The following is a 19,017-nucleotide window of genomic DNA, read 5'->3' on the forward strand; positions in this document are numbered from 1 at the left end:
TGTGTTCGGAGGAATTAACCGTAGGATGCACCGGTCGACTCGCTTCGGCAGTACTGTCCAGATATGTCAGCGACGGACGACAAAGTAGACCTTGATACACCGATTCCTCTGTGTGCTTTTATCGTGAGCGCTAGAACCGAAGACGCGACCGAGGTCGGTCACCGGAGTTTCGCATGGCGTATAGAATCGCGCAGTACTAGCTTCTACATCAAAGTAATGCACGAGCGTATGAACGACTTCAAGATAAGTCTGCACGGTCCTGACGAGCGATCCGGAATTGGGCCTCCGATATTGAAAATCGGCCGAGACACGTCCTCTAAGGCCGAACCTCCGCCTGAGTCCAGAATGCTAGGTGATGGAGTACGTCTCCCTCTTGAGTTTCCGGGGCAGAAGGTCACGGAGCATGTACGGAGGATACTACGGTTCAGCTTCGCATCCGAACTATTCTCCGACGGACTTCCGCTCGGGTACAACGTGGATCTGTCTAAGTCTGTTTCGAAAAAGGGCCGTCACAGCAAGTGGACGATGCCGGAAGACGGAGGACTTCACGTAGATGTCTATCTAGCGGAGAAGGGGGCGGACCCGTATTGGCCGAACAGGAAAGCGATCGAAGAGAAGAAAGCTGGAATCGGCCCGTTAGTCAACAGCGCGGGTCAGTCTCTAACGATCGTTGGTAAACGGGTCCGAGATCCGCATAGGGGAGATCCGAACTTCCAGTCCGTTGATCAAGATGAGATCGATCAGATGGGGGACGGCATAGTCCGCTGGCTCTGCATGAAGCCGGACCCGAAAGGGGTCCTGTGGATTACTGAGAAGCTGGGTCCCGCTATATTGTAGTACCGTCGAGCCTTACGGCTACAGATTGCCGAAATCTTACAGGAAAGCGGACGGAAACTTCGGGTATGATCGTCTGATGTTCACCGCAGAGGCACTGCGTATCCCTCGTCGGATCGATGTTCTCGACGTTCTACATCGGCAAGGAACGTATCGGCTTCATCCGCAGCGCGGCATGGGTCGCCGTGGTTTGGCTATTGCCCCTTATCGGTACTGGAGTTTGGTGTATTCGTCAGATACACCACTACTGGGGTCGGCGAGGGTAATCGCGTCGAACACTCGTTCGACAATCATTTTCAGTAGCGATCTATCCTCCGACCAGCGCCGTTCCCCGAATTTGAACTTTTCAGACCGTCGATGAACCTGGCAGGCGCATTCACGCCCGGGCAGCGAGCGGGGGTGGAGGGGTAACCCCCTAGGGGTAGGACAGGCCCAACGATCCGATTCGAACTAGTGTGCGATTGCAACTGCAAGCACTTAGTAAGCGCTCTGAGCAGGCGCGCTGTGCAAAGAACACAACTTAGGATTGCCTTACTGATGGGTGGCACTACTAGGGGTAGGGCATACGAACGGCCAAGGTACCCTCACCTACCCTGGTACACCCTCACCTACCCCTACCCATACACCCCCTACCACGGCATACCCGCATACACCCCTCTATACGCCACGCTGAGGGCCTATCTATGCGCTTAGGGGTATATCCCTACCCATGCAGAACTACCCCCTCACAGAGGAAGCAAGGGGGTGGCGATAAGGGGGGGTACTGCATAGGAATACCCCCCGGCCAGTAGAGACCAGGGGGTAGGTGGTTAGAGCGGGGGGTTAGTCCATAGGCCAACTGTAGTGGGCGGAGCACCAGCGCATGAAAGCTGGGATAGAGGGGACCCAGTACTCCGTGTCGTCGGTATCGACGATGGTCCACCCCCCGCTAGCACACGGTCGTAGTTCGACTCCGTTGGAGTAGGTGACGTCTGGTACGGCATCCATGATCATCTTCCGATCGGTTCGTAGGGGGTTACAGGATGATCGGGTCGTAGAACGTCGTAGCGAGTCGAGAGTCTCGTAAGTCGACTATCTCGTCGCACTCGACCAGGTACAGACACCCTAGTTCGGAGTTCTCCGCGAACTGACCTTCGTGAATCCGACCGCACGAACAAGGGAACAAAGCGTACTCAGCGGGGTCGATGTAGTTCCTCATCGTCATCGTCCGATCGGTTCGTTGGTCCAGTCGTCGGTGCTGATCTCGATCGTTCCGCATCGGTTGCCGTTGATGTCGTGGACGAGTCCGGGGACTAGTCCGACTCCGGAGAGGGCGACATCGGCGAGGGCCTGAGCGATAGTGCCGATCATCCAGTCGTGTCCTGAGCCGTCGAAAGCGGCTCCGTCGGTGCTGATGGTGAGGGTGAAAGAACTCATGGTCTGTACTCCTGGTCTTGTACTAGTCAGAGGGAGATCGGGGGGACGGGGCATGGGAACTCTTGAACCGGGGTCAGCTTGGCGAGAGAGACCACGTAGTCCAGGTCGGAGCGGAGAACGGCTACAACTCCGTAGCGGACTCCGGCCAACCGGGTCATGCAACCGAAGCAGGTTGAGTCCGAGAACTCGTCGATCTCGTCGGAGTCGACGACGATGTCGTAGTCCGAGCAAGCGTTGATGAACTCGACCTGACTCCAGGTCTCTCCCGCTCCGCTGATGTCTCCGTTCTCGTGAGCGATGGTGCAGTCGGTGCAGAACACACCCTCGTAGTAGTTCCCGGTCTCGATGAGTCGCGCGTAGCTGGTCATGGTGTCCTCCGTGGTGGGTTGATGTTGTTGATGTCTACGAACGTATACGACCGAGATCGAGAATGCAAACGATCGTAGGCAACGGACGCTAGAAAAGCTCCGGAGCATCGACGATCGAGTACCAGCAGGACCCGTTGGTCATGGTTCCGTCGGAGTGTGTAGACGGACGTAGATGTACTAGGACGAGAAAGCAAATGATCGTAGGCGATTGACCCTAGGGCCTACGATCGTCTACGGTGGAACGATGACCTATCTATCGTCTGGACAAGCGGCTGAGCTCGTCGGGATCTCAGCAGCAGCGTTCAAGACCCACCGCCGGCCGTGCCCGTACGCGGTCGTCGTCGGCGAAGGCACGGGCCGGCCCGTCTACGGCTACGTGGAGCGCGACGTACTGGCGTGGTACGCGGAGACCTACGCGTAGCACCAGCACCTCCGGAGCGTGAGGGTCTATGACCCCGGAGCCGTGAGTGCTGATTCTCGTAAGGGTTGACCCTCTGACGATCGTCGCATTCCGTCGCTATGGAGACCCCGGGCGACCTTATGGTCCCGGGGTCTTCCTGTATAGGTCCTATGAGAAGGCTTCGTGCCCTCCGCCCCAGTTAATCAATAAGGTATGACCCTGCCCCCCTTCTCGAAGAAGGCATGACGACCTCTGGCCTGGTCGATATTCACAAGGTTTGATCGAAGAAGGCTTCGCGCTCCGTCGCCTCCGGCGTACGGTGCTGGGATCTCTACTCAGGGGTACATATATATGTAGGGGGGAGAAGGCATCACCCTCTAAAGACTCCGCGCTCGTGTTCGAGCGCGGGTTCTCCACCATGATCCACCCGTCTGTCGAGCTTGAGGGCTCGCTTCCTGAGGCGGGTGGATTTCCCTAGGCGCTCGCGGACTCTCCACCGCTGAGCGCTCGGAGGCTTGATCTCCCCGGATACTCCTCCCGGGTCCTACGCGCTGACTGCTCCTGGTCAGCGCCGACGGTCGAGTCTTCGTCTACCTCCCGTCGCAAACTCATGCGGACGTCCGACGGGACGGAGAGCGTCATCGAACCGACTTGAGCCTCGTTAGACGATGATGCTCTCCACCTACCTAACCCAGTCGCCATAGGTCGACTGGTCTTCACCTCCGAAATACCACCACGCCGTTCGTCAACCGACGGGCGGCGAATTTCATCAGCTATATGCATGACTACGCCATAGAGAAGAGGGATCGATGTGAACACCGACGGATGCAAAAAGGGACACGGCGGAGAGGTCTGGAAGAGGCGGGGGAACTCTCCAGGGCATCGGTGCTTGGTCTGCGACCGAGAGCGGAACCGTGTTCACCGGGCGAAGATGTCGGAGGCACAGATGATCGTAGACGCTTTGTCGAAGCGGATGGACGCGAGCTCGCTCGTCGAAATGCTCCGAGAGGAGATCCAACGATGACGAAGCGTTGCGCGAGGTTCAGTGATCTATCTAGAGGAGGAAATGGTGGGAGCTTTAGAGAACAGGTTGATGGAGCTGGAGGCTATGCCCGGTGATGAATACGAGAGGCTCGTAGGGGAGGCTGTAGCTCGCTCCGCTGACCGATATATCGATCGTCTACTCACAGAGCCGAGGCCCGTTCGGACTGAGACTCCGAGGACTCCGGAGAAGCTCGCTTACGAGTACGGCATCCCGAAGCGCAATCGAGAGCGCTGGGAGGACCGCTTGAACGACGGGGAGGGTCCCGAAGAGATCGCAAAGGATCTCTCCACGTGGAGCCGGTTCAGGCGGCGCTCCAGGTACTCATAAGGGCCCCTCAGGGCGATTCTGAGCCGCTCTACACGTAGATCGGTACAACTACCCATTATCCGGAGAAAGTGTGACGGAGATGCAGGCACCAGAGGTCGAATACGGCTGTTTCAAGACATGTACCAGGTGTCTAGAGGTCAGGCCCGCCGAGTGTTTCTCGGTACGACAGAGCAAGTGTAAACAGTGCCGAGCATCGGCACAGAAGAAGATCAGGAGACAGATGACAACGACAGTATGCGTATCACCGGATTGTATCTGTGAAGCACAACCGGGATCGAAGAACTGTAACGGGTGCAAGTTCGAGACTTCAGCGGGTACCTACCTATGCCCGTTCTGCGGTATCGCGTACTCAGGAGACCACGGAACGCCTACCGGTGTCGCCGGTAACGGATGCGTCGGAGCGTCGAAAGCTCCCCGCGCGTGGGCGATGATGTCGCAGGCGATGGACGCCGTGTACGACCCCGAACGACCCTCGTCACTTACTCCGGGTGAGGCGATCTCGATAGCGGAGGCGATGCTACGCGACGAGATCAGATACGAGATCCGCGAATCTCTGGAGCGGTTCGTCTTCGCCTCCCGACTCGGACACGTCCCCTCGGAGAAGTGGCAAAAGAACTACATCGGGAAAGTGCTCCGCGTGGCTGAGTCTATCACCGCGAAACAGTCCGAATGCACACTCGTCGGATGACGAATAGCGAAAGGAAATGAACATGGAGATCAACATCATTCAGCAGCTAGAGAACGCTCGCAGAGCGCGCGCGGAGAACATCGTCAAGCCGAAGTCCCGGGAGGTATCCGACTGGGAGCAGAAGATCCAGCGGAACACCCCGTCTCCGGCTCCCGCCGGTCAACCCACACTCTCGGAGAAGATCGACGAAGTAACCCGACTCCAGCAGATCTACGGGGGAAGCAATTCCTCGTCTGAGGCGTCCGGAGACGGCTCTATCCCGCTCAACGGCGCTCAGGTTCTCCGTAAGGCGATCGGCGCTCTAGAGGCTCCGAAGAAGTCAACAGCACAAATCCTCGGAGAAGCACTCCGGGGCGGATTCAAGAACGACTGACAGGAACAGATCATGCAATCTATCAACTTCGACAACATCGTCTCCGACCTGGCCCGTTTCGGCGTCAAGGTCTCCGACGCGGTGAAGGTACACGCCGACTCCGCCGACGCGATCCGATGGTCGTATGACTCGAAGCCGAACGTCCCGACGGACCCGGTCACCGAAGACACAGCGGAAGCGTACGTACACCAGTACGCGCGCGAGTTGATGCTCGCTACTGCGGTCGATGGGTTGTCCCCGCTCGAACGCGCTAAGCGCGAGCTTGTCGACGCTCATCAACGGCTCGCTATGGCGGAGATCCGCAAGGACTCCGCGAACATCTTCGAGACCCTCTCGTTGATCGTGGACGACGCTGGGGAGAAGCTCGTTGAAGCGGTGAAGCAACTGCCCAAGAAGCTCGATGCTGAGTCGCTCGTAGCGGCTGGGGCCTCCGCTGTGGCGGCTATGTCGGTCGCTCGTGAAGCCGGAGCGAAGCTCAAATCCGTAGAGGCGTTCGTCACGCTCCACGGTCAAGCCGTCGGTCTGTCCACTCCGTCGGATCGACCGCTCCGGTTGTTCCGTCCGGTGAACGCTGTGGAGTACGCGAATATCGAGAACGCTTTCCTCGCTACGAACTCGACACAATTCGAGAACCAGATCGGGTACGCGTTCTTCGTCGCAGCGAAGGCCGGGATCGAGATCGGGTTGAACGATACGAAGAAGGCCGGTTGGATTCAGTCTCAGTTGTCTTCGTCGGTGATGATGTGAGGAAGCGCGCGCCGAACGGTCTCGGAGCCTCCGGAAAGAGGCTTTGGGAGTCGATCACCGGAGATTACGACCTCACTCCGGCTGAGAGTCTCATCCTGGAGCAAGCGTGCCGGGAGGTCGACCTGATCGACGAGCTACAGCGGAGGATAACCAGGATGCAAGGCGAGTACCGGGTCCGAGGCTCCCAGGGTCAACCGGTAGCGGCTCCGGAGTTAGGAGAAATCCGTCAACACCGAACGTTGCTCGCTCAACTACTCGCACGTCTCAAGGTCCCGGACATCGATCCAGATGACCTGATCCCGGCTCCGGCTCCGGGAGCCGTCGTCAAGAGGGCTTCGTTCGAGTCGACGGAGTCTACGAGGGTCGACCGGATCTCTGATCAGGTCTCCTGTGCTCCCTAAGGGCAGGAAGCTCGTAGGTGTCCAGGGGGTCGTTCAGCGGCTCCCTACGCGGTTCCTACAGCCGAAGATCACCGGGACCACACGCGAGTCCCTACGCGCGTACGTAGCCGATCTAGAGGCGTGGCTAGAGTCCGAAGGCATCCGGTGTGGCACGTACGAGATCCTCGTGGCGCTCGATCTCCAGCCCGACCGCTGGTATCTCCAGACGGTCTAGGTCCGATCGACCTAGTAACAGAAACAACCCCCGACACCGCGAAGGTCGGGGGTTGAGTCGTCTCTAGGGGTCTACAGGCGAAGACCCCAGACCTCGGAGATGAGCGAACCACCTTCCCATCCCGCGTTTCCTCGGGTCTGGACTGTCTCGGACTCGACTAGTTCTAGGTCTCCGACGTGCTGGAGTGCTTCCAGGTAGATCGTGTCCGTCGGTCGGAGTAGTGATGACCGAACGATCAAGACTGAGTCGTCTTTGAGTCGGCATACAGCGATCCACCCCGGTACCGCGTAGAGCGGATCAGCGGGGAAGGCGTCTACGAAATCTGTCGGTGTAGTCATATCTGTCTCCTAGGTTGTGATGTACGGTTGGTAGTACATGATCCGGAACACGGGGAGATTCTATGCGCGCACCCGGCGCGCCTTGTCATCGGCCGGACGCGGCAGTCTGGCCGCTCGGCCATTCCGGACTGTGTAAAACGATCGTGCTACCTTGTGGGTGTGGCACCAACTCGCGAACGCATCCTCACCGCAGTCGAGCCCGTCTTCGATCGGCACGGCTTCGCAGGCGTCGGCGTCGACCGGCTGACCGCGGCCGCCGGCGTCTCGTCGCGGACCCTGTACAAGCATCTAGGCAGCAAGACGGGCCTCGTCGCCGCAGTTCTCGGCGCCCGCGGCGAGCGTTTCGCCCGAGCCTTCGATGTCCTGACGGTGGACGAGCTCTTCAACGCACTGGCGACCTGGGTGCGGACCGAGGGGTCGCACGGATGTCTGTTTCTACGGGCGATGGGGGAGGACGGCGGGTCCGTCCCGGAGATCTCGGCCGCCGTCGCCGAGTACCGCGAACTGCTGTACTCCGTGGTCACACGAGTCGTGGAATACGAGACCGGGACCGCGGACGAACTACTTGTTGAGCAATTGCTCGTGCTGTTCGAGGGTGCGACGTCGACGGCCTCGTACCGCGGGCCGCGCGCCGTCGAATCTGCCCGGACCGCAGCGCAGCGACTCGTCGTTACGCGCTGAACCACCACCGATGTGAAACGGAGGCCGCACACGTGCACCTGATGACCGTATTCTCGCACCCGTTCGCCGACCACTATCCGGCCGCAGTGATGGACGCCTTCCACGAGCCGTTTCGGCGCGGAGGGCACACCGTCGATGTGCTCGACCTGCACCAGGAAGGCTTCGATCCGCGTTTCACCGAGGCCGACCATGCGCACTTCTGGGGCGGGCCGGCACCGGACGGCATCACCGAGATGCACCAGCGGGTCGAAGCCGCAGATCGGCTGGCGTTCGTCTACCCGGTCTACTGGTGGGGGATGCCTGCCACGATGAAGGGCTGGATCGAACGCGTCTTCACCGGCGGCTGGGCCTACCAGTACGGCAGCGGAGTCGACGACCGTGGAAAGCAGCCGCTCAATGCGCTGCTGCCGAGCATCCCGACCGTGCTCATCGGCATCGGCGGCTCGAAGAAGCGCACGTACGACAAGTACGGCTACGACGAGGCGATGCGCACCCAGATCGACGTCGGCATCTTCGCCTACTGCGGCATCGACGACGTTGCGAGCCATCTCATCTACGACGTCGAAGGCGACCACAACGCACCTCACCGTGACGCAGGCCTGCGGCAGGCTCGCGGCATCGCCGCCGACTTCCTCGCGCCCGGTCGCCGGGAGCGAACGGTGAAAGCTGATCATCTGGCGGCGCGAGCCTCGCTCTCGCCGATAACCCTTGACATCGGCCGAACATCCGTGCGAGACTGATATGTCCGCAGCGAACAGCGTCGACCATCTCACGGTCCGCGAGCACTGCTGCGAATCTCCTGAGGACCTCTGGGTCTAGGATCGCGCGCCGGAAGGCGCAGGCGAACCGCGAGAACCTCATTGATGTCTCGACTCCGCTCGATAGCGGAGATGCTCCGCACGACGCGGAGATACGGGCCGACTTTCGGAGCCCACGACCCACACTTGCACAGCAGTGACGCTTTGCGTCGCTGCCACTTACTCATGCCGAGGAGGCATACCCATGTATACGACGAACGCAATCAACAACGACACGACCGACCTCGATCCGCGCCAGACCGTCTGGTTTCAGATCGACGATGCGACCGGCTTCTACGTGACCGTCGAGGAGTTCCTCGCCGTCGCACGATCGCAGACCGTAGCCGCCTGATCGGAAGTTTCGCCGCGGCGTGGAACAATGGAACACCGTGACGGCGATTCGACTGGACGGCAAACTCACCCGAGACGAGATCTTCACTGATCTCAAGGCACGCGTGGACGTGCTTCGCGCGGCAGGCATCACCCCCGGACTGGGGACGGTGCTGGTCGGCGACGACCCGGGCTCGCAGAGCTACGTGAAGGGCAAGCACTCCGACTGCGCGAAGGTCGGCATCGCATCGATCCGCAAGGATCTGCCCGCCGACATCACGCAGGAGCAACTCGACGCGACGATCGACGAGCTGAACGCAGATCCGAGCTGCACCGGCTACATCGTCCAGCTGCCGCTCCCGAAGCACCTCGACGAGAACGCGGCGCTCGAACGGATCGCACCCGAGAAGGATGCGGACGGTCTGCACCCGATCAACCTCGGACGGCTCGTCCTCGGCAAGGAGTCGACCCTCCCGTGCACTCCGCGGGGCGTCATCCACCTCCTTCGCCGCTACGACATCCCACTCAACGGCGCTCACGTGACTGTCGTCGGACGCGGAGTCACCATCGGCCGCCCCATCGGCCTGCTCCTGACCCGTCGTAGCGAGAACGCGACCGTCACCCTGTGCCACACCGGTACTCGTGACCTCGCCGCCGAGATCCGCCGCGCCGACATCGTCGTCGCGGCGGCAGGCGTCGCGCACCTCATCGCCGCCGACATGGTCAAGCCCGGCGCGGCCGTCGTCGACGTTGGCGTGTCCCGCACCGACGACGGACTCAAAGGCGACGTCGCCCCCGAGGTGTGGGACGTCGCAGGCGCCGTCTCGCCCAACCCCGGGGGAGTCGGGCCGTTGACGCGGGCCTTCCTGCTCGCGAACGTCGTCGAACGGGCCGAGCAACAACTGGCGGCCGCGGGCTCCTGATGACCGACGACCGCGTCGACGAACTCCGGCGAGCACGCCGGATCCACGGCTACATCGCGAACATCCCGTTCTACGTGGTGCTCGCACTCGTCGCCGTGGCCGCGCTCCTGGTGCTCGTCGACCGGTGGCGACGCGGCGCCTTCGTGTTCGGCGCGGCGCTCCTCGTCGCCGGGACCATCCGCGCCCTCCTGCCGACCACGCGCGTGGGACTGTTGCAGGTCCGCAGCCGGCCGTTCGACGTTGCGACCATGGCAGTACTCGGTGCCTCGGTCCTGTGGCTGGCGACATCGATCGACTCGTTGGGCACTTCCTGAGCGCCATCGGCGAACCGCGCACAACGTCGGCACTCGAACCGCTCCCACAGGACACTTCGAGTGCCAAGGTTCTTCAGTGCCCGTGTGACACGGTGGAGTATGCGCGAAACCACCGACACGGATCTGTACCGCCGTTGGATTGACGACCTGTGGAACGGCCCCAAAGACCGCACGAAGCTCGCCGAGATCGCCGAGGAGTTCGTCGATGAGGACTTCGTCGGACATTGGCCGACGACCGACGTGGTGGGCCCCGGTAAGCTCGCGGCCCTCATCGCGGCCGTGAAGGCGACACATAAGGGGCTCGAGTACTCGCTCGAAGTGGGGCCGTTCGGCGGCGACGGCTACGTCGCGGCCCGCTGGATCAGCCACGGAACCGTCGGCGCAGGGGAGAACGTGTACACGTCCGGCAACGACATCCTGCGCATCGCGGACGGGCGCCTGGTCGAATGCTGGGTGGCCTCGCCGGGAGTGTGAGGGCGCGCTATTGCCGCTGAGCGCGGGCCAGCACGAGCGTCTCGAGCAGCAGTTCGCCGATCGGTTCCTTCGCGGTGAGGAACCCGTCGTGTCCGGCGTCGGATGAGATGACGCGGAGACCGCCGACCGTGCCGCCGAGCTCGTCGGCGATCTGCTGCTGCTGATAGATCGGGTACAGCCGGTCGGAGTCGATGCCGCCGACGATCGCCGGGACGCCGCACCCGTTCAACGCGGCTTTCCAACCGCCGCGGCCGCGACCGACATCATGGTTGCTCAACACCTTCGACAACGCGACATAGCTGCCCGGATCGAAGCGGGTCTTCAACTTCTCCGACTGGTAGTCGAGATAGCTGGCGATCGCATACCGACCGCCGGTCAACGGATCTTCGTCACCCTGCGCGCTGTTCTCGAAGCGCTCGTCCAACTCGCGGCCGCTCCGATACGACAGGTGTGCGATCCGGCGGGCGACACCCATCCCCGCCATCGGCGCCCGCGACGTCCCGTAATAGTCGCCGCCCTGCCAGTCGGCGTCGTTCTCGATCGCTGCGATCTGGGTGACCTGAGTGCCGATCTGGTCGCCCGACGCATGCGCGCCGACCGCCAGGATCAACGCGGCGTCGACCCTGTCCGGGTGGGTGACGATCCACTCCAGCGCGCGCGCACCGCCCATCGATCCGCCTGCGACCGCGGCGAACCGGGAGATGCCGACCTGTTCGAACGCGATCTGTTCGGAACGGACCAGATCGCGCACGGTCAGGATCGGAAACCGCGAACCCCACGGTTTGCCATCCGGCGCAACCGATCCCGGACCGGTCGATCCGTAGCAGCCGCCGATCGCGTTCGGTGCGACGACGCACCACTCGTCGGTGTCGACGGCGCCGTCGGGACCCACCAGACCGTCCCACCAGCCGGTCATCGAGAACCGTTCGTCGGCGGGGCCGGTGACGTGGGAGTTGCCGGTCAACGCGTGCAGCGCGAGGACGATGTTGTCGCGCGCCGCGTTCGGGCGGCCCCACTTCTGGAAGGTGACCGTGACGTCGGCGATGCTCGCCCCCGAATCGAGGTCGAGATCGCCGATGCGCACGGCGACGTGCGTCCCGTCCGGGGCGGCAGCCCAGTCCGGGTCGAACGTCGTAGCGGCCAAATCGGCGCTCACCGACACCCGACGACCCCGCCGTGCACGCCTGCGCCGTGTGCGAGCTTCACTTGGCGGCCTTGAAACCTTCGCCCAGGTCGGCCAAGATGTCGTCGATTCCCTCGATGCCGACGGCCAGACGCACCAGGCCCGGGGTGACGCCCGCGGCGAGCAGCTCGTCCTCGGACAGCTGGCTGTGCGTCGTCGACGCCGGGTGGATGACCAGCGAGCGGACGTCGCCGATGTTCGCGACGTGGCTGTGCAGGGTCAGCGCGTTGACGAACTTCTTGCCGGCTTCGACACCGCCGTCGATCTCGAAGGCGATGATCGCGCCCTGCCCCTTGGGCAGCAGTTCCTGGCCGCGCTGGTAGTACGGCGACGACGGGAGTCCGGCGTACGAGACCGAGGTGACCTGGTCGTGTCCCTCGAGGAACGCGGCGACCTTCTGCGCGTTGGCGACATGACGCTCCACACGCAGGCTCAACGTCTCGATGCCCTGCGCCAGCAGGAATGCGTTGAACGGGGAGATCGCGGCACCCGTGTCGCGCAGCAGCTGGGTGCGGGCCTTCAGTGCGTATGCCGGGGCGCCCAGGTCGGCGAAGACGACGCCGTTGTAGCTCGGGTCCGGCGTCGTGAAGCCGGGGAACAGGTCCTGGCCGTCGCGCTGCGCACGCCAGTCGAACGTGCCGCCGTCGACCAGCACGCCGCCGATCGAGTTCCCGTGTCCGCCAAGGTATTTGGTGGCCGAGTGGACGACCACGTCGGCGCCGTGCTTGAGCGGGTTCAACAGGTACGGGGTGGCGACGGTGTTGTCGACGATCAGCGGGACGCCCGCGTCGTGAGCGACCTTCGCGACGCCCGCGGTGTCGAGGATCTGGTTGTGCGGGTTCGAGATCGTCTCGGCGAACACGGCGCGCGTGTTCGACTTGATCGCGGACTTCCACGACTCGAGATCGTCGGGATCCTCCACGAACGACACCTCGATGCCGAACTTCGGCAGCGTGTAATGGAACAGGTTGAACGTGCCGCCGTAGATACGCGGGCTGGACACGACGTGTCCGCCGTTCTCGACGATGTTCTGGATCGCGTAGGTGGTCGCGGCCATGCCGGAGGCCACGAGCAGTGCGGCGACGCCGCCCTCAAGGGCGGCCACGCGCTGCTCGACAGCGTCCTGCGTGGGGTTCATGATGCGCGTGTAGATGTTGCCGGGCTCGGCGAGTGCGAACAGGTTCGCAGCGTGCTCGGTGTTGTCGAACACGTACGACGTGGTCTGGTAGATCGGCAGGGCGCGAGCGTTGGTGGTCGTGTCGGCCACCTGCCCGGCATGAACCTGGGCGGTCTCGAAGCTCCAGTTCGCGGCGTCAGACATAGACGTCATCACTCTCTCTGTGGTCGGCGGGGCTGAAGCCCGCACGTGGAGGGTCCGACCTTCGGACCCGCGCTTGCGGCGACGAGGCTGCGCCCGTTGCCGCCAGGTCATCACCCGGAGCACCCCACCGCGGTTGGAGGGTTGCCGGTCAGCAAGCCGGGGCTCTTCGCTGACACTCATGACCTGTCGAGAACAATATCTCACCGGCGCGGGCCCGCGGGAACGCCTCGAGCATCCTGAACTTAAACCCTTTCGCTACGGCAGTGCCGCGTGTTAGAGGGTTGGTTCGGTCAGACGATGGGGCGCCCCTCCTTGCGGGCCTGACGCCACTCCTTGAAGAACGCCCGCACGATCACGCTCAGGGTGGTCAACGTGACGAGCGGCCACACCAGCACGTAGATGGTCATCCAGAATCCGGTCATTTGCCGTCGTCCTCTCGGGTGGTGGTCACAGGCGGAATCTCCGCTTCGAGGTCGTGCAGTTCGGCGTCGAGGTCTGGTTCGGCCGCGCGTTCGTCGAAGTCGCCGGTGCGTACGGCGATGGTGGCGAAGTCGAAGCGCGGGCCGGTGTTGAGCATGGTCAGGCCGACGCACACCATGGTGCTGACCGCGTACGCCACCAGCGATCCGGACAGAACCGCGTACTGGTGCAGGAAGCCGATCGCGAACGGCGCCGCGACCACGGTCGAGACGACGCCGATCACGAGCGCAGGCTTCTTACCGAAGAAGCCGAACGCCATGAGGCCGAGCACCACGCCGATGCCGATGGTCGACAGGACGTCGAAGAAGATACCGACGCCGCCGTCCATCGAGATCCACGAGAAGCGGACCGGGAGGAAGAAGGCGAGAGCCACGACCACCGCGACGCTGAACGACATGTTGGTGACGCGGTTCCAGTAGAACGACGAGATCACCGGGAACACGAGGGCTCCCCACAGCGCGCCGACGAAGACGAGTAGATCGAGGATGTTCAGGTTGGCGCCGGCGAACACGAGGGCGGCGCAGGTCGCGACGACCATTGTGATGCGGCCGATGAGGACCATGGTCGCGGGGTTCGCCCGCTTCTTGCCCGCGATGTTCTGTCCGTAGATGTCGGCCATCACGATGGACGCGAGCGCGGTCATGTCGGCGTCCGCCGTCGACGCGAGCGAGCCGATGATCATGATGAAGAACAGGCACAGCAGTACGGCGGGCAGATAGGTGGCGGCCATCTGCGGAATTAGGTTGTTGACGTCGCCGTCCATCGGCTCGACACCCGCATAGAGGGCGAGGACGCCGAGCATGCCGATGCCGATGATCGCCGACCCGTAACCGAAGGTCGCGGTGACGAACGTCTTCTTGATCAAATCCTCGCGGACGGCGAACAGGCGCTGAGCGATCGTCTGGTTGCCGATCGCGTACGCGAGGACGGCGGCGATGTACGGCGCGCCCTGGTTGTAGAAGGCGTCCGACGAGAAGAAGTTGCTCTGCGACTCGGTGAGGTTCACCGAGCCCGTGGTGAACAGGTCGGGGCCGCCCGCAGCGAAGAACACCACCGGGATGATGATGACGACCGCGCCGAGCATGAACACGACCTGCACGAAGTCGGTGAGCACCGAGGCGCGGAAGCCGGACCAGAGCGTGTACAGCAGGACGCCGCCGCCGATCGCGATGATGCCCTGCGTGAACGAGAACGGCGAGAGCATGGCGACGAGTGCGCCGCCCGCGATCAGGTTGGAGGTCAAACTGATCAGGCTGCCGAGGATGTTCGATCCGGCGAGCAGGAGCTGGCTCGATCGTCCGTGCCGAGCGAACATCACTTCGGCGATGGTGTGCGCGTTCGGTGCGACCTTTCGGATGCGGCGCCCGAACGGGTAGATGAGGAGGATCATCAGCGCGCCCCACAACCCGTAATGGATGGGTCCGGAGATGCCGTAGGTGTAGCCGGACGTCGCCGAGGCGTACATCGACGACGCCCAGATCCAGGTGGCGGTCATCGATGCGGCCGAGATACCGAAGCCGATCCGGCCGCCGCCGGTCATGTAGCCGTCGGCGTTCTCCTTACGCTTGCTGATCCGCAGCGCGATGTAGAGGCTCGTCCCGAAGAACGCCACGTAGAGCAGAATGACGATCGGGCCGGAGAGGGTTGTCATGTCGGTCATGGGTGAATCACTTTCACGTCGGGCGACGCTGACGCGTCGCGACCAGGCGGTCGGTCGGGATTCGTCCCACGTCAGATGTCCGGCGGCTCCGCGGGGCCGGGCGCAGCGGCTCGTGCGGCGACGGGAGCCCAAGACATGATGGTGCGAAACATGACTGGGAGGCCGGTGACGCTGCAAGCCGTCGGCAACAGATTCCCCTTCTCTCGGTTGGTGTCACGTGGTGACATAGGCATTGGTCCTTGTACCCAACCTGCGCCGGACAAGCCAATTCATCCGGTTGGGGGACAACGCGAGAAAAGCGTGTCCTCACAGGTGGGCCGTGGTTCCGGTGAGGGTTGTTCGCGTGTCGCAACTCACACGAGGTGCGACGTGGAGCGCGCCGCGGACGGCCGGTGACTGACATCACCGACGCGGCCGGGATGGACTGTCCGGGCGCACACGTTATGGCACTGTGCGTGAATCAGCTGTGAGCCTCGAAGCGAGCGACGTCAGCCCCGACCGAACCGTCGAACCGGCCAAGCCCGCGTTGCCTCTCGCGGTCGTCATCATCGTCCTCGCGCTCGGTGGCTTCGGTATCGGCACCACCGAATTCGTCGCCATGGGATTGCTGCCGAACATCGCGGACGACCTCGGGATCGACGAGCCGACGGCCGGGCACTTGATCTCCGCCTACGCGATCGGCGTCGTCATCGGTGCGCCCGTGATCGCGGTCGCCGCGGCGCGCATGTCCCGTCGGACGCTGCTCATCTCGCTGATGGTGGCGTTCACCGTCGGCAACGCGCTCAGCCTGGTGGCGCAGTCGTACGGGATGCTGATGGTGGCGCGAGTGATCGCCGGGCTCCCGCACGGTGCGTACTTCGGCGTCGCCGCACTGGTCGCGGCACACCTGGCGGGGCCTGGGCGGCGCGCGCAGGCGGTCGGCCAGGTGATGCTGGGACTGTCGGTCGCCAACGTCCTCGGCGTGCCCGCAGCCACCTGGCTCGGCCAGCACTTCGGGTGGCGCAGCGCCGTTGCGATGGTCGTCGTGATCGGTGTCGTCACCGTCGCCGCGCTCTGGAAAGTGGTGCCGAGCCTGAGTGACATGGTGACCACCGATCCACGGACGGAACTCGCCGGTCTCAAGAGTCGACAGATCTGGTTGACGCTGGTCGTCGGCATGGTCGGATTCGGTGGCTTCTTCGCGTTCTACACCTATCTCAACACGGCGCTCACCTCGCTCGGCGGACTCGCCGAGTGGACCGTCCCGATCGCGCTCGCTCTGTTCGGTCTCGGCATGGTGACCGGCAACATCGTCGGCGGCGCCCTCGCTGACCGTTTCGGCGACCGTGCCATCGCGATCGGCATGATCGGCGCCGCGCTCGCACTCGGACTGTTCGCGCTCGTCGTCACCACCGGCTGGCCCGCGCTCATCGTCGCCTTCCTCGTCGGCTCGGCGGGATCGACGGCCATCCCCGGACTGCAGACCCGGTTGATGGATGTCGCGCAGGAGGCGCAGACCATCGCCGCGGCGCTCAACCATTCGGCGCTCAACGTCGCGAACGCTCTCGGCGCGTGGGTCGGCGGTGTCGTCATCGCGGCGGGGTACGGCTACCGTGCGCCCTCGCTCGTCGGCGCACTGTTCGCGCTCGGTGGCGCCGTCGTGCTCGCGGTGGCCGTCCTTATCAAACGGCGTGACGACGCTGCTGTCGTATCGACCGGCTAGGGTCGGTCACCGTGACTGATTCCCCCGTGTCCGATTCTTCTGTGTCTGATTCTTCTGTGTCTGATTCTTCTGGGCTTGATTCTTCTGGCGGCTCGTTCGCCATCACCACCGTCAACGTCAACGGGATCCGCGCCGCGGTGAAGACCCGCAACGAGAACAACCACGGAATGCTGCCGTGGCTGTCCGCGCATTCCACGGACGTGGTGCTGTTGCAGGAGGTCCGGGCCTCCGAAGCGCTCACCCGCAAGGCTCTTGCTCCGGCGCTGGACGACGGCTGGCATCTGGTGATGACCGAGTCGGCCGTCAAAGGTCGTTCGGGTGTCGGCATCCTCTCGCGCACCGAGCCTGCCGCGGTCCGGATCGGTTTCGGCAGCGACGAATTCGACCCCCTCGGCCGCTACGTGGAAGCAGACTTCGATCTCGGTGGCGCCACGGTCACCGCGGCGAGTCTCTACCTGCCGTCTGGCGCCGCGCTCACCGACGACCCGAAGGACGTCGAGAAGTATGAGGAGAAGAATCGATTCCTCGACGAGTTCGGGCCGTACCTCGACCGATTGCTGACGAGCGGCCGGCAGGTCGCCGTCGCGGGCGACTGGAACATCGCGCACACCGAGCACGACATCAAGAACTGGAAGGGCAACCGCAAGAACTCCGGTTTCCTGCCGCACGAACGTGAGTGGGTCGGCGCCCGCATCGACTCCGGGTGGGTCGACGTCGCACGCCGCCACCACGGCGACGTCGCCGGTCCGTACGCGTGGTGGTCGTGGCGTGGCAAGGCGTTCGACAACGATTCGGGCTGGCGGATCGACTACCACCTGGCGACGCCGACGCTCGCCGACCGGCTCACCCGCACCTGGGTGGATCGCCCCGACGCGTACGACCGCCGCTGGTCCGACCACGCCCCGGTCACCGCCGAGTTCGCGTGACGCCGGGCGAAAACCCGGTTGAGCCGATCTGAAAGAATCGGTGCATGACCTCTCCCGCACAGCCCACCCCGCGTCGCCGCGTCCTGTCCGGCATCCAGCCGACGAGCGATTCGTTCCACCTCGGCAACTACCTGGGTGCGGTCAAGCAGTGGGTGGAGTTGCAGGAGGACTTCGACGCGTTCTACTTCATCCCCGACATGCACGCGATCACCGTGCCGTTCGAGCCGAAGCAGTTGCGGGAGCGGACGCGCCGCAGCATCGCGCAGTTGTTGGCAGTCGGCGTCGACCCTGATCGGGCGACGATCTATGCGCAGTCGCAGGTCCCCGAGATCGCGCAGCTGACCTGGGTGCTCACCTGCATCACCGGCTTCGGCGAAGCGAGCCGGATGACGCAGTTCAAAGACAAGGCCGCCAAGGCCGGGCAGGACGCCGCGGGTGTCGGACTGTTCACCTATCCGGTCCTGATGGCCGCGGACATCCTTGCGTTCCAGGTGGACGCGGTGCCGGTCGGTGAGGATCAGCGTCAGCACCTCGAACTGACGCGCGACCTCGCGGAGCGGTTCAACAAGCGCTTCGGTAAGGCGCTGACGGTCCCCAAACCGCACATCGTGCAGGAGTTCGCGAAGATCTACGACCTGCAGAATCCGACCGCGAAGATGAGCAAATCGGCCGAGAGCGACTCGGGGCTGATCAACCTGCTCGACGACCCGAAGCGGTCGGCCAAGAAGATCCGGTCGGCCGTCACCGACAACGATCGAGTCATCGCGTTCGACCGTGAGAGCAAGCCCGGCGTGTCGAACCTGCTGACCATCCAAGCAGCACTGACCGGTCGCGGCGTCGACGAGATCGTCCGAACCTACGAAGGCAAGGGCTACGGTGACCTGAAGGTCGAGACGGCGGAGATCCTCACCGACTTCGTGTCGCCGTTGCGTGGCAAGGTCGATGAGATCCTCGCCGACACGGCCTACCTGGACACGATCATGGCCGACGGCGCCGCCCGCGCCCGCGAGATCGCGGCGACGACGCTCGCCGACGTCTACGACAAGGTAGGGTTCGTCGCGCCGAAGGGGTGATC

The 19,017-nt window shown here is 63.4% G+C and carries 22 protein-coding genes and 1 riboswitch; of the genes, 16 read left to right on the forward strand and 6 right to left on the reverse strand.

What is annotated here, in order from left to right; all coding sequences use genetic code 11:
* Window positions 1–63 precede the first annotated feature (63 nt).
* The gene (locus L5G28_RS16355; RefSeq protein WP_237002451.1) at window positions 64–837 is read left to right on the forward strand and encodes a hypothetical protein; all 774 of its coding nucleotides are present in this window, start codon (window positions 64–66) and stop codon (window positions 835–837) included.
* Window positions 838–2,034: 1,197 nt separating this feature from the next.
* Here L5G28_RS16355 and L5G28_RS16360 read toward each other — a convergent pair.
* Both L5G28_RS16360 and L5G28_RS16365 read right to left on the reverse strand, forming a co-directional pair.
* Window positions 2,035–2,250, reverse strand: a complete 216-nt coding sequence (locus L5G28_RS16360; RefSeq protein WP_237002452.1) for a hypothetical protein — start codon at window positions 2,248–2,250, stop codon at window positions 2,035–2,037.
* Window positions 2,251–2,276: 26 nt separating this feature from the next.
* Window positions 2,277–2,618, reverse strand: coding sequence for a hypothetical protein (locus tag L5G28_RS16365; RefSeq protein WP_237002453.1), 342 nt, complete (start codon window positions 2,616–2,618; stop codon window positions 2,277–2,279).
* 244 nt (window positions 2,619–2,862) lie between these two features.
* Between L5G28_RS16365 and L5G28_RS16370 the strand changes: the two genes are divergently transcribed.
* The 12 genes from L5G28_RS16370 to L5G28_RS16425 all read left to right on the forward strand — a co-directional run bounded on the left by L5G28_RS16370 (window position 2,863) and on the right by L5G28_RS16425 (window position 10,670).
* A complete protein-coding gene (locus L5G28_RS16370) occupies window positions 2,863–3,039 on the forward strand; it encodes a hypothetical protein (RefSeq protein ID WP_237002454.1) in 177 nt (58 codons plus the stop codon).
* A gap of 1,024 nt (window positions 3,040–4,063) precedes the next feature.
* On the forward strand, window positions 4,064–4,390 hold the full coding sequence (locus tag L5G28_RS16375; RefSeq protein ID WP_237002455.1) for a hypothetical protein: 327 nt from the start codon (window positions 4,064–4,066) through the stop codon (window positions 4,388–4,390).
* Window positions 4,391–4,832: 442 nt separating this feature from the next.
* The gene (locus L5G28_RS16380; RefSeq protein WP_237002456.1) at window positions 4,833–5,078 is read left to right on the forward strand and encodes a hypothetical protein; all 246 of its coding nucleotides are present in this window, start codon (window positions 4,833–4,835) and stop codon (window positions 5,076–5,078) included.
* Between the two features lie 22 nt (window positions 5,079–5,100).
* Window positions 5,101–5,451 carry a hypothetical protein gene (locus tag L5G28_RS16385; RefSeq protein WP_237002457.1) on the forward strand — a complete coding sequence of 117 codons (351 nt, stop codon included), beginning with the start codon at window positions 5,101–5,103 and terminating at the stop codon, window positions 5,449–5,451.
* A gap of 12 nt (window positions 5,452–5,463) precedes the next feature.
* Window positions 5,464–6,198, forward strand: a complete 735-nt coding sequence (locus tag L5G28_RS16390; protein WP_237002458.1) for a hypothetical protein — start codon at window positions 5,464–5,466, stop codon at window positions 6,196–6,198.
* Complete coding sequence (locus tag L5G28_RS16395) at window positions 6,159–6,599, forward strand: hypothetical protein (protein ID WP_237002459.1); 441 nt, start codon at window positions 6,159–6,161, stop codon at window positions 6,597–6,599. Before L5G28_RS16390 ends, L5G28_RS16395 begins: the two co-directional genes overlap by 40 nt.
* A gap of 711 nt (window positions 6,600–7,310) precedes the next feature.
* The gene (locus tag L5G28_RS16400) at window positions 7,311–7,832 is read left to right on the forward strand and encodes a TetR/AcrR family transcriptional regulator (RefSeq protein WP_237002460.1); all 522 of its coding nucleotides are present in this window, start codon (window positions 7,311–7,313) and stop codon (window positions 7,830–7,832) included.
* Between the two features lie 41 nt (window positions 7,833–7,873).
* Window positions 7,874–8,572: an NAD(P)H-dependent oxidoreductase gene (locus L5G28_RS16405; RefSeq protein WP_237002461.1), complete on the forward strand. Its 699-nt coding sequence runs from the start codon at window positions 7,874–7,876 to the stop codon at window positions 8,570–8,572.
* Window positions 8,573–8,834: 262 nt separating this feature from the next.
* Entirely contained in the window at window positions 8,835–8,981 is a 147-nt protein-coding gene (locus tag L5G28_RS16410) for a hypothetical protein (RefSeq protein WP_236999549.1), read from the forward strand.
* A gap of 37 nt (window positions 8,982–9,018) precedes the next feature.
* A complete protein-coding gene (locus L5G28_RS16415) occupies window positions 9,019–9,882 on the forward strand; it encodes a bifunctional methylenetetrahydrofolate dehydrogenase/methenyltetrahydrofolate cyclohydrolase (RefSeq protein ID WP_237002462.1) in 864 nt (287 codons plus the stop codon).
* On the forward strand, window positions 9,882–10,196 hold the full coding sequence (locus L5G28_RS16420) for a DUF3017 domain-containing protein (protein WP_237002463.1): 315 nt from the start codon (window positions 9,882–9,884) through the stop codon (window positions 10,194–10,196). The genes L5G28_RS16415 and L5G28_RS16420 overlap by 1 nt, the downstream gene beginning before the upstream one ends.
* A gap of 99 nt (window positions 10,197–10,295) precedes the next feature.
* The gene (locus L5G28_RS16425; RefSeq protein ID WP_237002464.1) at window positions 10,296–10,670 is read left to right on the forward strand and encodes a nuclear transport factor 2 family protein; all 375 of its coding nucleotides are present in this window, start codon (window positions 10,296–10,298) and stop codon (window positions 10,668–10,670) included.
* 7 nt (window positions 10,671–10,677) lie between these two features.
* Here the strand turns inward: L5G28_RS16425 and metX are convergent, their stop codons facing one another.
* From metX to L5G28_RS16445, 4 genes are all read right to left on the reverse strand, one after another.
* Window positions 10,678–11,832, reverse strand: a complete 1,155-nt coding sequence (gene metX / locus L5G28_RS16430) for a homoserine O-acetyltransferase MetX (protein ID WP_237002465.1) — start codon at window positions 11,830–11,832, stop codon at window positions 10,678–10,680.
* Window positions 11,833–11,872: 40 nt separating this feature from the next.
* Entirely contained in the window at window positions 11,873–13,183 is a 1,311-nt protein-coding gene (locus L5G28_RS16435) for a bifunctional o-acetylhomoserine/o-acetylserine sulfhydrylase (RefSeq protein WP_265744435.1), read from the reverse strand.
* 55 nt (window positions 13,184–13,238) lie between these two features.
* Window positions 13,239–13,358: riboswitch (SAM riboswitch) on the reverse strand.
* A 106-nt stretch (window positions 13,359–13,464) separates the two neighbouring features.
* Window positions 13,465–13,596: a putative transporter small subunit gene (locus L5G28_RS16440; RefSeq protein ID WP_236999544.1), complete on the reverse strand. Its 132-nt coding sequence runs from the start codon at window positions 13,594–13,596 to the stop codon at window positions 13,465–13,467.
* Window positions 13,593–15,314 carry a sodium:solute symporter family protein gene (locus L5G28_RS16445; RefSeq protein ID WP_237002466.1) on the reverse strand — a complete coding sequence of 574 codons (1,722 nt, stop codon included), beginning with the start codon at window positions 15,312–15,314 and terminating at the stop codon, window positions 13,593–13,595. Before L5G28_RS16445 ends, L5G28_RS16440 begins: the two co-directional genes overlap by 4 nt.
* Before the next feature lie 451 nt (window positions 15,315–15,765).
* Between L5G28_RS16445 and L5G28_RS16450 the strand changes: the two genes are divergently transcribed.
* Genes L5G28_RS16450 through trpS form a run of 3 tightly spaced genes read left to right on the forward strand, consistent with a single transcriptional unit; the run spans window position 15,766 to window position 19,015 of the window.
* On the forward strand, window positions 15,766–17,016 hold the full coding sequence (locus L5G28_RS16450; RefSeq protein WP_372477244.1) for an MFS transporter: 1,251 nt from the start codon (window positions 15,766–15,768) through the stop codon (window positions 17,014–17,016).
* Between the two features lie 56 nt (window positions 17,017–17,072).
* Window positions 17,073–17,942: an exodeoxyribonuclease III gene (locus L5G28_RS16455; protein WP_237002468.1), complete on the forward strand. Its 870-nt coding sequence runs from the start codon at window positions 17,073–17,075 to the stop codon at window positions 17,940–17,942.
* 44 nt (window positions 17,943–17,986) lie between these two features.
* Window positions 17,987–19,015: a tryptophan--tRNA ligase gene (trpS, locus tag L5G28_RS16460; RefSeq protein WP_237002469.1), complete on the forward strand. Its 1,029-nt coding sequence runs from the start codon at window positions 17,987–17,989 to the stop codon at window positions 19,013–19,015.
* Window positions 19,016–19,017: the final 2 nt, after the last annotated feature.

The sequence above is a fragment of the Gordonia liuliyuniae genome (assembly GCF_021739025.1).
GTDB classification, from domain to species: Bacteria; Actinomycetota; Actinomycetes; order Mycobacteriales; family Mycobacteriaceae; genus Gordonia; species Gordonia liuliyuniae.

What these genes read in the sequence shown, in the direction of transcription:
- L5G28_RS16355 (WP_237002451.1), top strand. Translation starts at nt 64, where the DNA reads ATGTCAGCGACGGACGACAAAGTAGACCTTGATACACCGATTCCTCTG.
- L5G28_RS16360 (WP_237002452.1), bottom strand. Translation starts at nt 2,250, where the DNA reads ATGAGTTCTTTCACCCTCACCATCAGCACCGACGGAGCCGCTTTCGAC.
- L5G28_RS16365 (WP_237002453.1), bottom strand. Translation starts at nt 2,618, where the DNA reads ATGACCAGCTACGCGCGACTCATCGAGACCGGGAACTACTACGAGGGT.
- L5G28_RS16370 (WP_237002454.1), top strand. Translation starts at nt 2,863, where the DNA reads ATGACCTATCTATCGTCTGGACAAGCGGCTGAGCTCGTCGGGATCTCA.
- L5G28_RS16380 (WP_237002456.1), top strand. Translation starts at nt 4,833, where the DNA reads ATGGACGCCGTGTACGACCCCGAACGACCCTCGTCACTTACTCCGGGT.
- L5G28_RS16385 (WP_237002457.1), top strand. Translation starts at nt 5,101, where the DNA reads ATGGAGATCAACATCATTCAGCAGCTAGAGAACGCTCGCAGAGCGCGC.
- L5G28_RS16390 (WP_237002458.1), top strand. Translation starts at nt 5,464, where the DNA reads ATGCAATCTATCAACTTCGACAACATCGTCTCCGACCTGGCCCGTTTC.
- L5G28_RS16405 (WP_237002461.1), top strand. Translation starts at nt 7,874, where the DNA reads ATGACCGTATTCTCGCACCCGTTCGCCGACCACTATCCGGCCGCAGTG.
- L5G28_RS16410 (WP_236999549.1), top strand. Translation starts at nt 8,835, where the DNA reads ATGTATACGACGAACGCAATCAACAACGACACGACCGACCTCGATCCG.
- L5G28_RS16420 (WP_237002463.1), top strand. Translation starts at nt 9,882, where the DNA reads ATGACCGACGACCGCGTCGACGAACTCCGGCGAGCACGCCGGATCCAC.
- L5G28_RS16425 (WP_237002464.1), top strand. Translation starts at nt 10,296, where the DNA reads ATGCGCGAAACCACCGACACGGATCTGTACCGCCGTTGGATTGACGAC.
- L5G28_RS16435 (WP_265744435.1), bottom strand. Translation starts at nt 13,183, where the DNA reads ATGACGTCTATGTCTGACGCCGCGAACTGGAGCTTCGAGACCGCCCAG.
- L5G28_RS16440 (WP_236999544.1), bottom strand. Translation starts at nt 13,596, where the DNA reads ATGACCGGATTCTGGATGACCATCTACGTGCTGGTGTGGCCGCTCGTC.
- L5G28_RS16445 (WP_237002466.1), bottom strand. Translation starts at nt 15,314, where the DNA reads ATGACCGACATGACAACCCTCTCCGGCCCGATCGTCATTCTGCTCTAC.
- trpS (WP_237002469.1), top strand. Translation starts at nt 17,987, where the DNA reads ATGACCTCTCCCGCACAGCCCACCCCGCGTCGCCGCGTCCTGTCCGGC.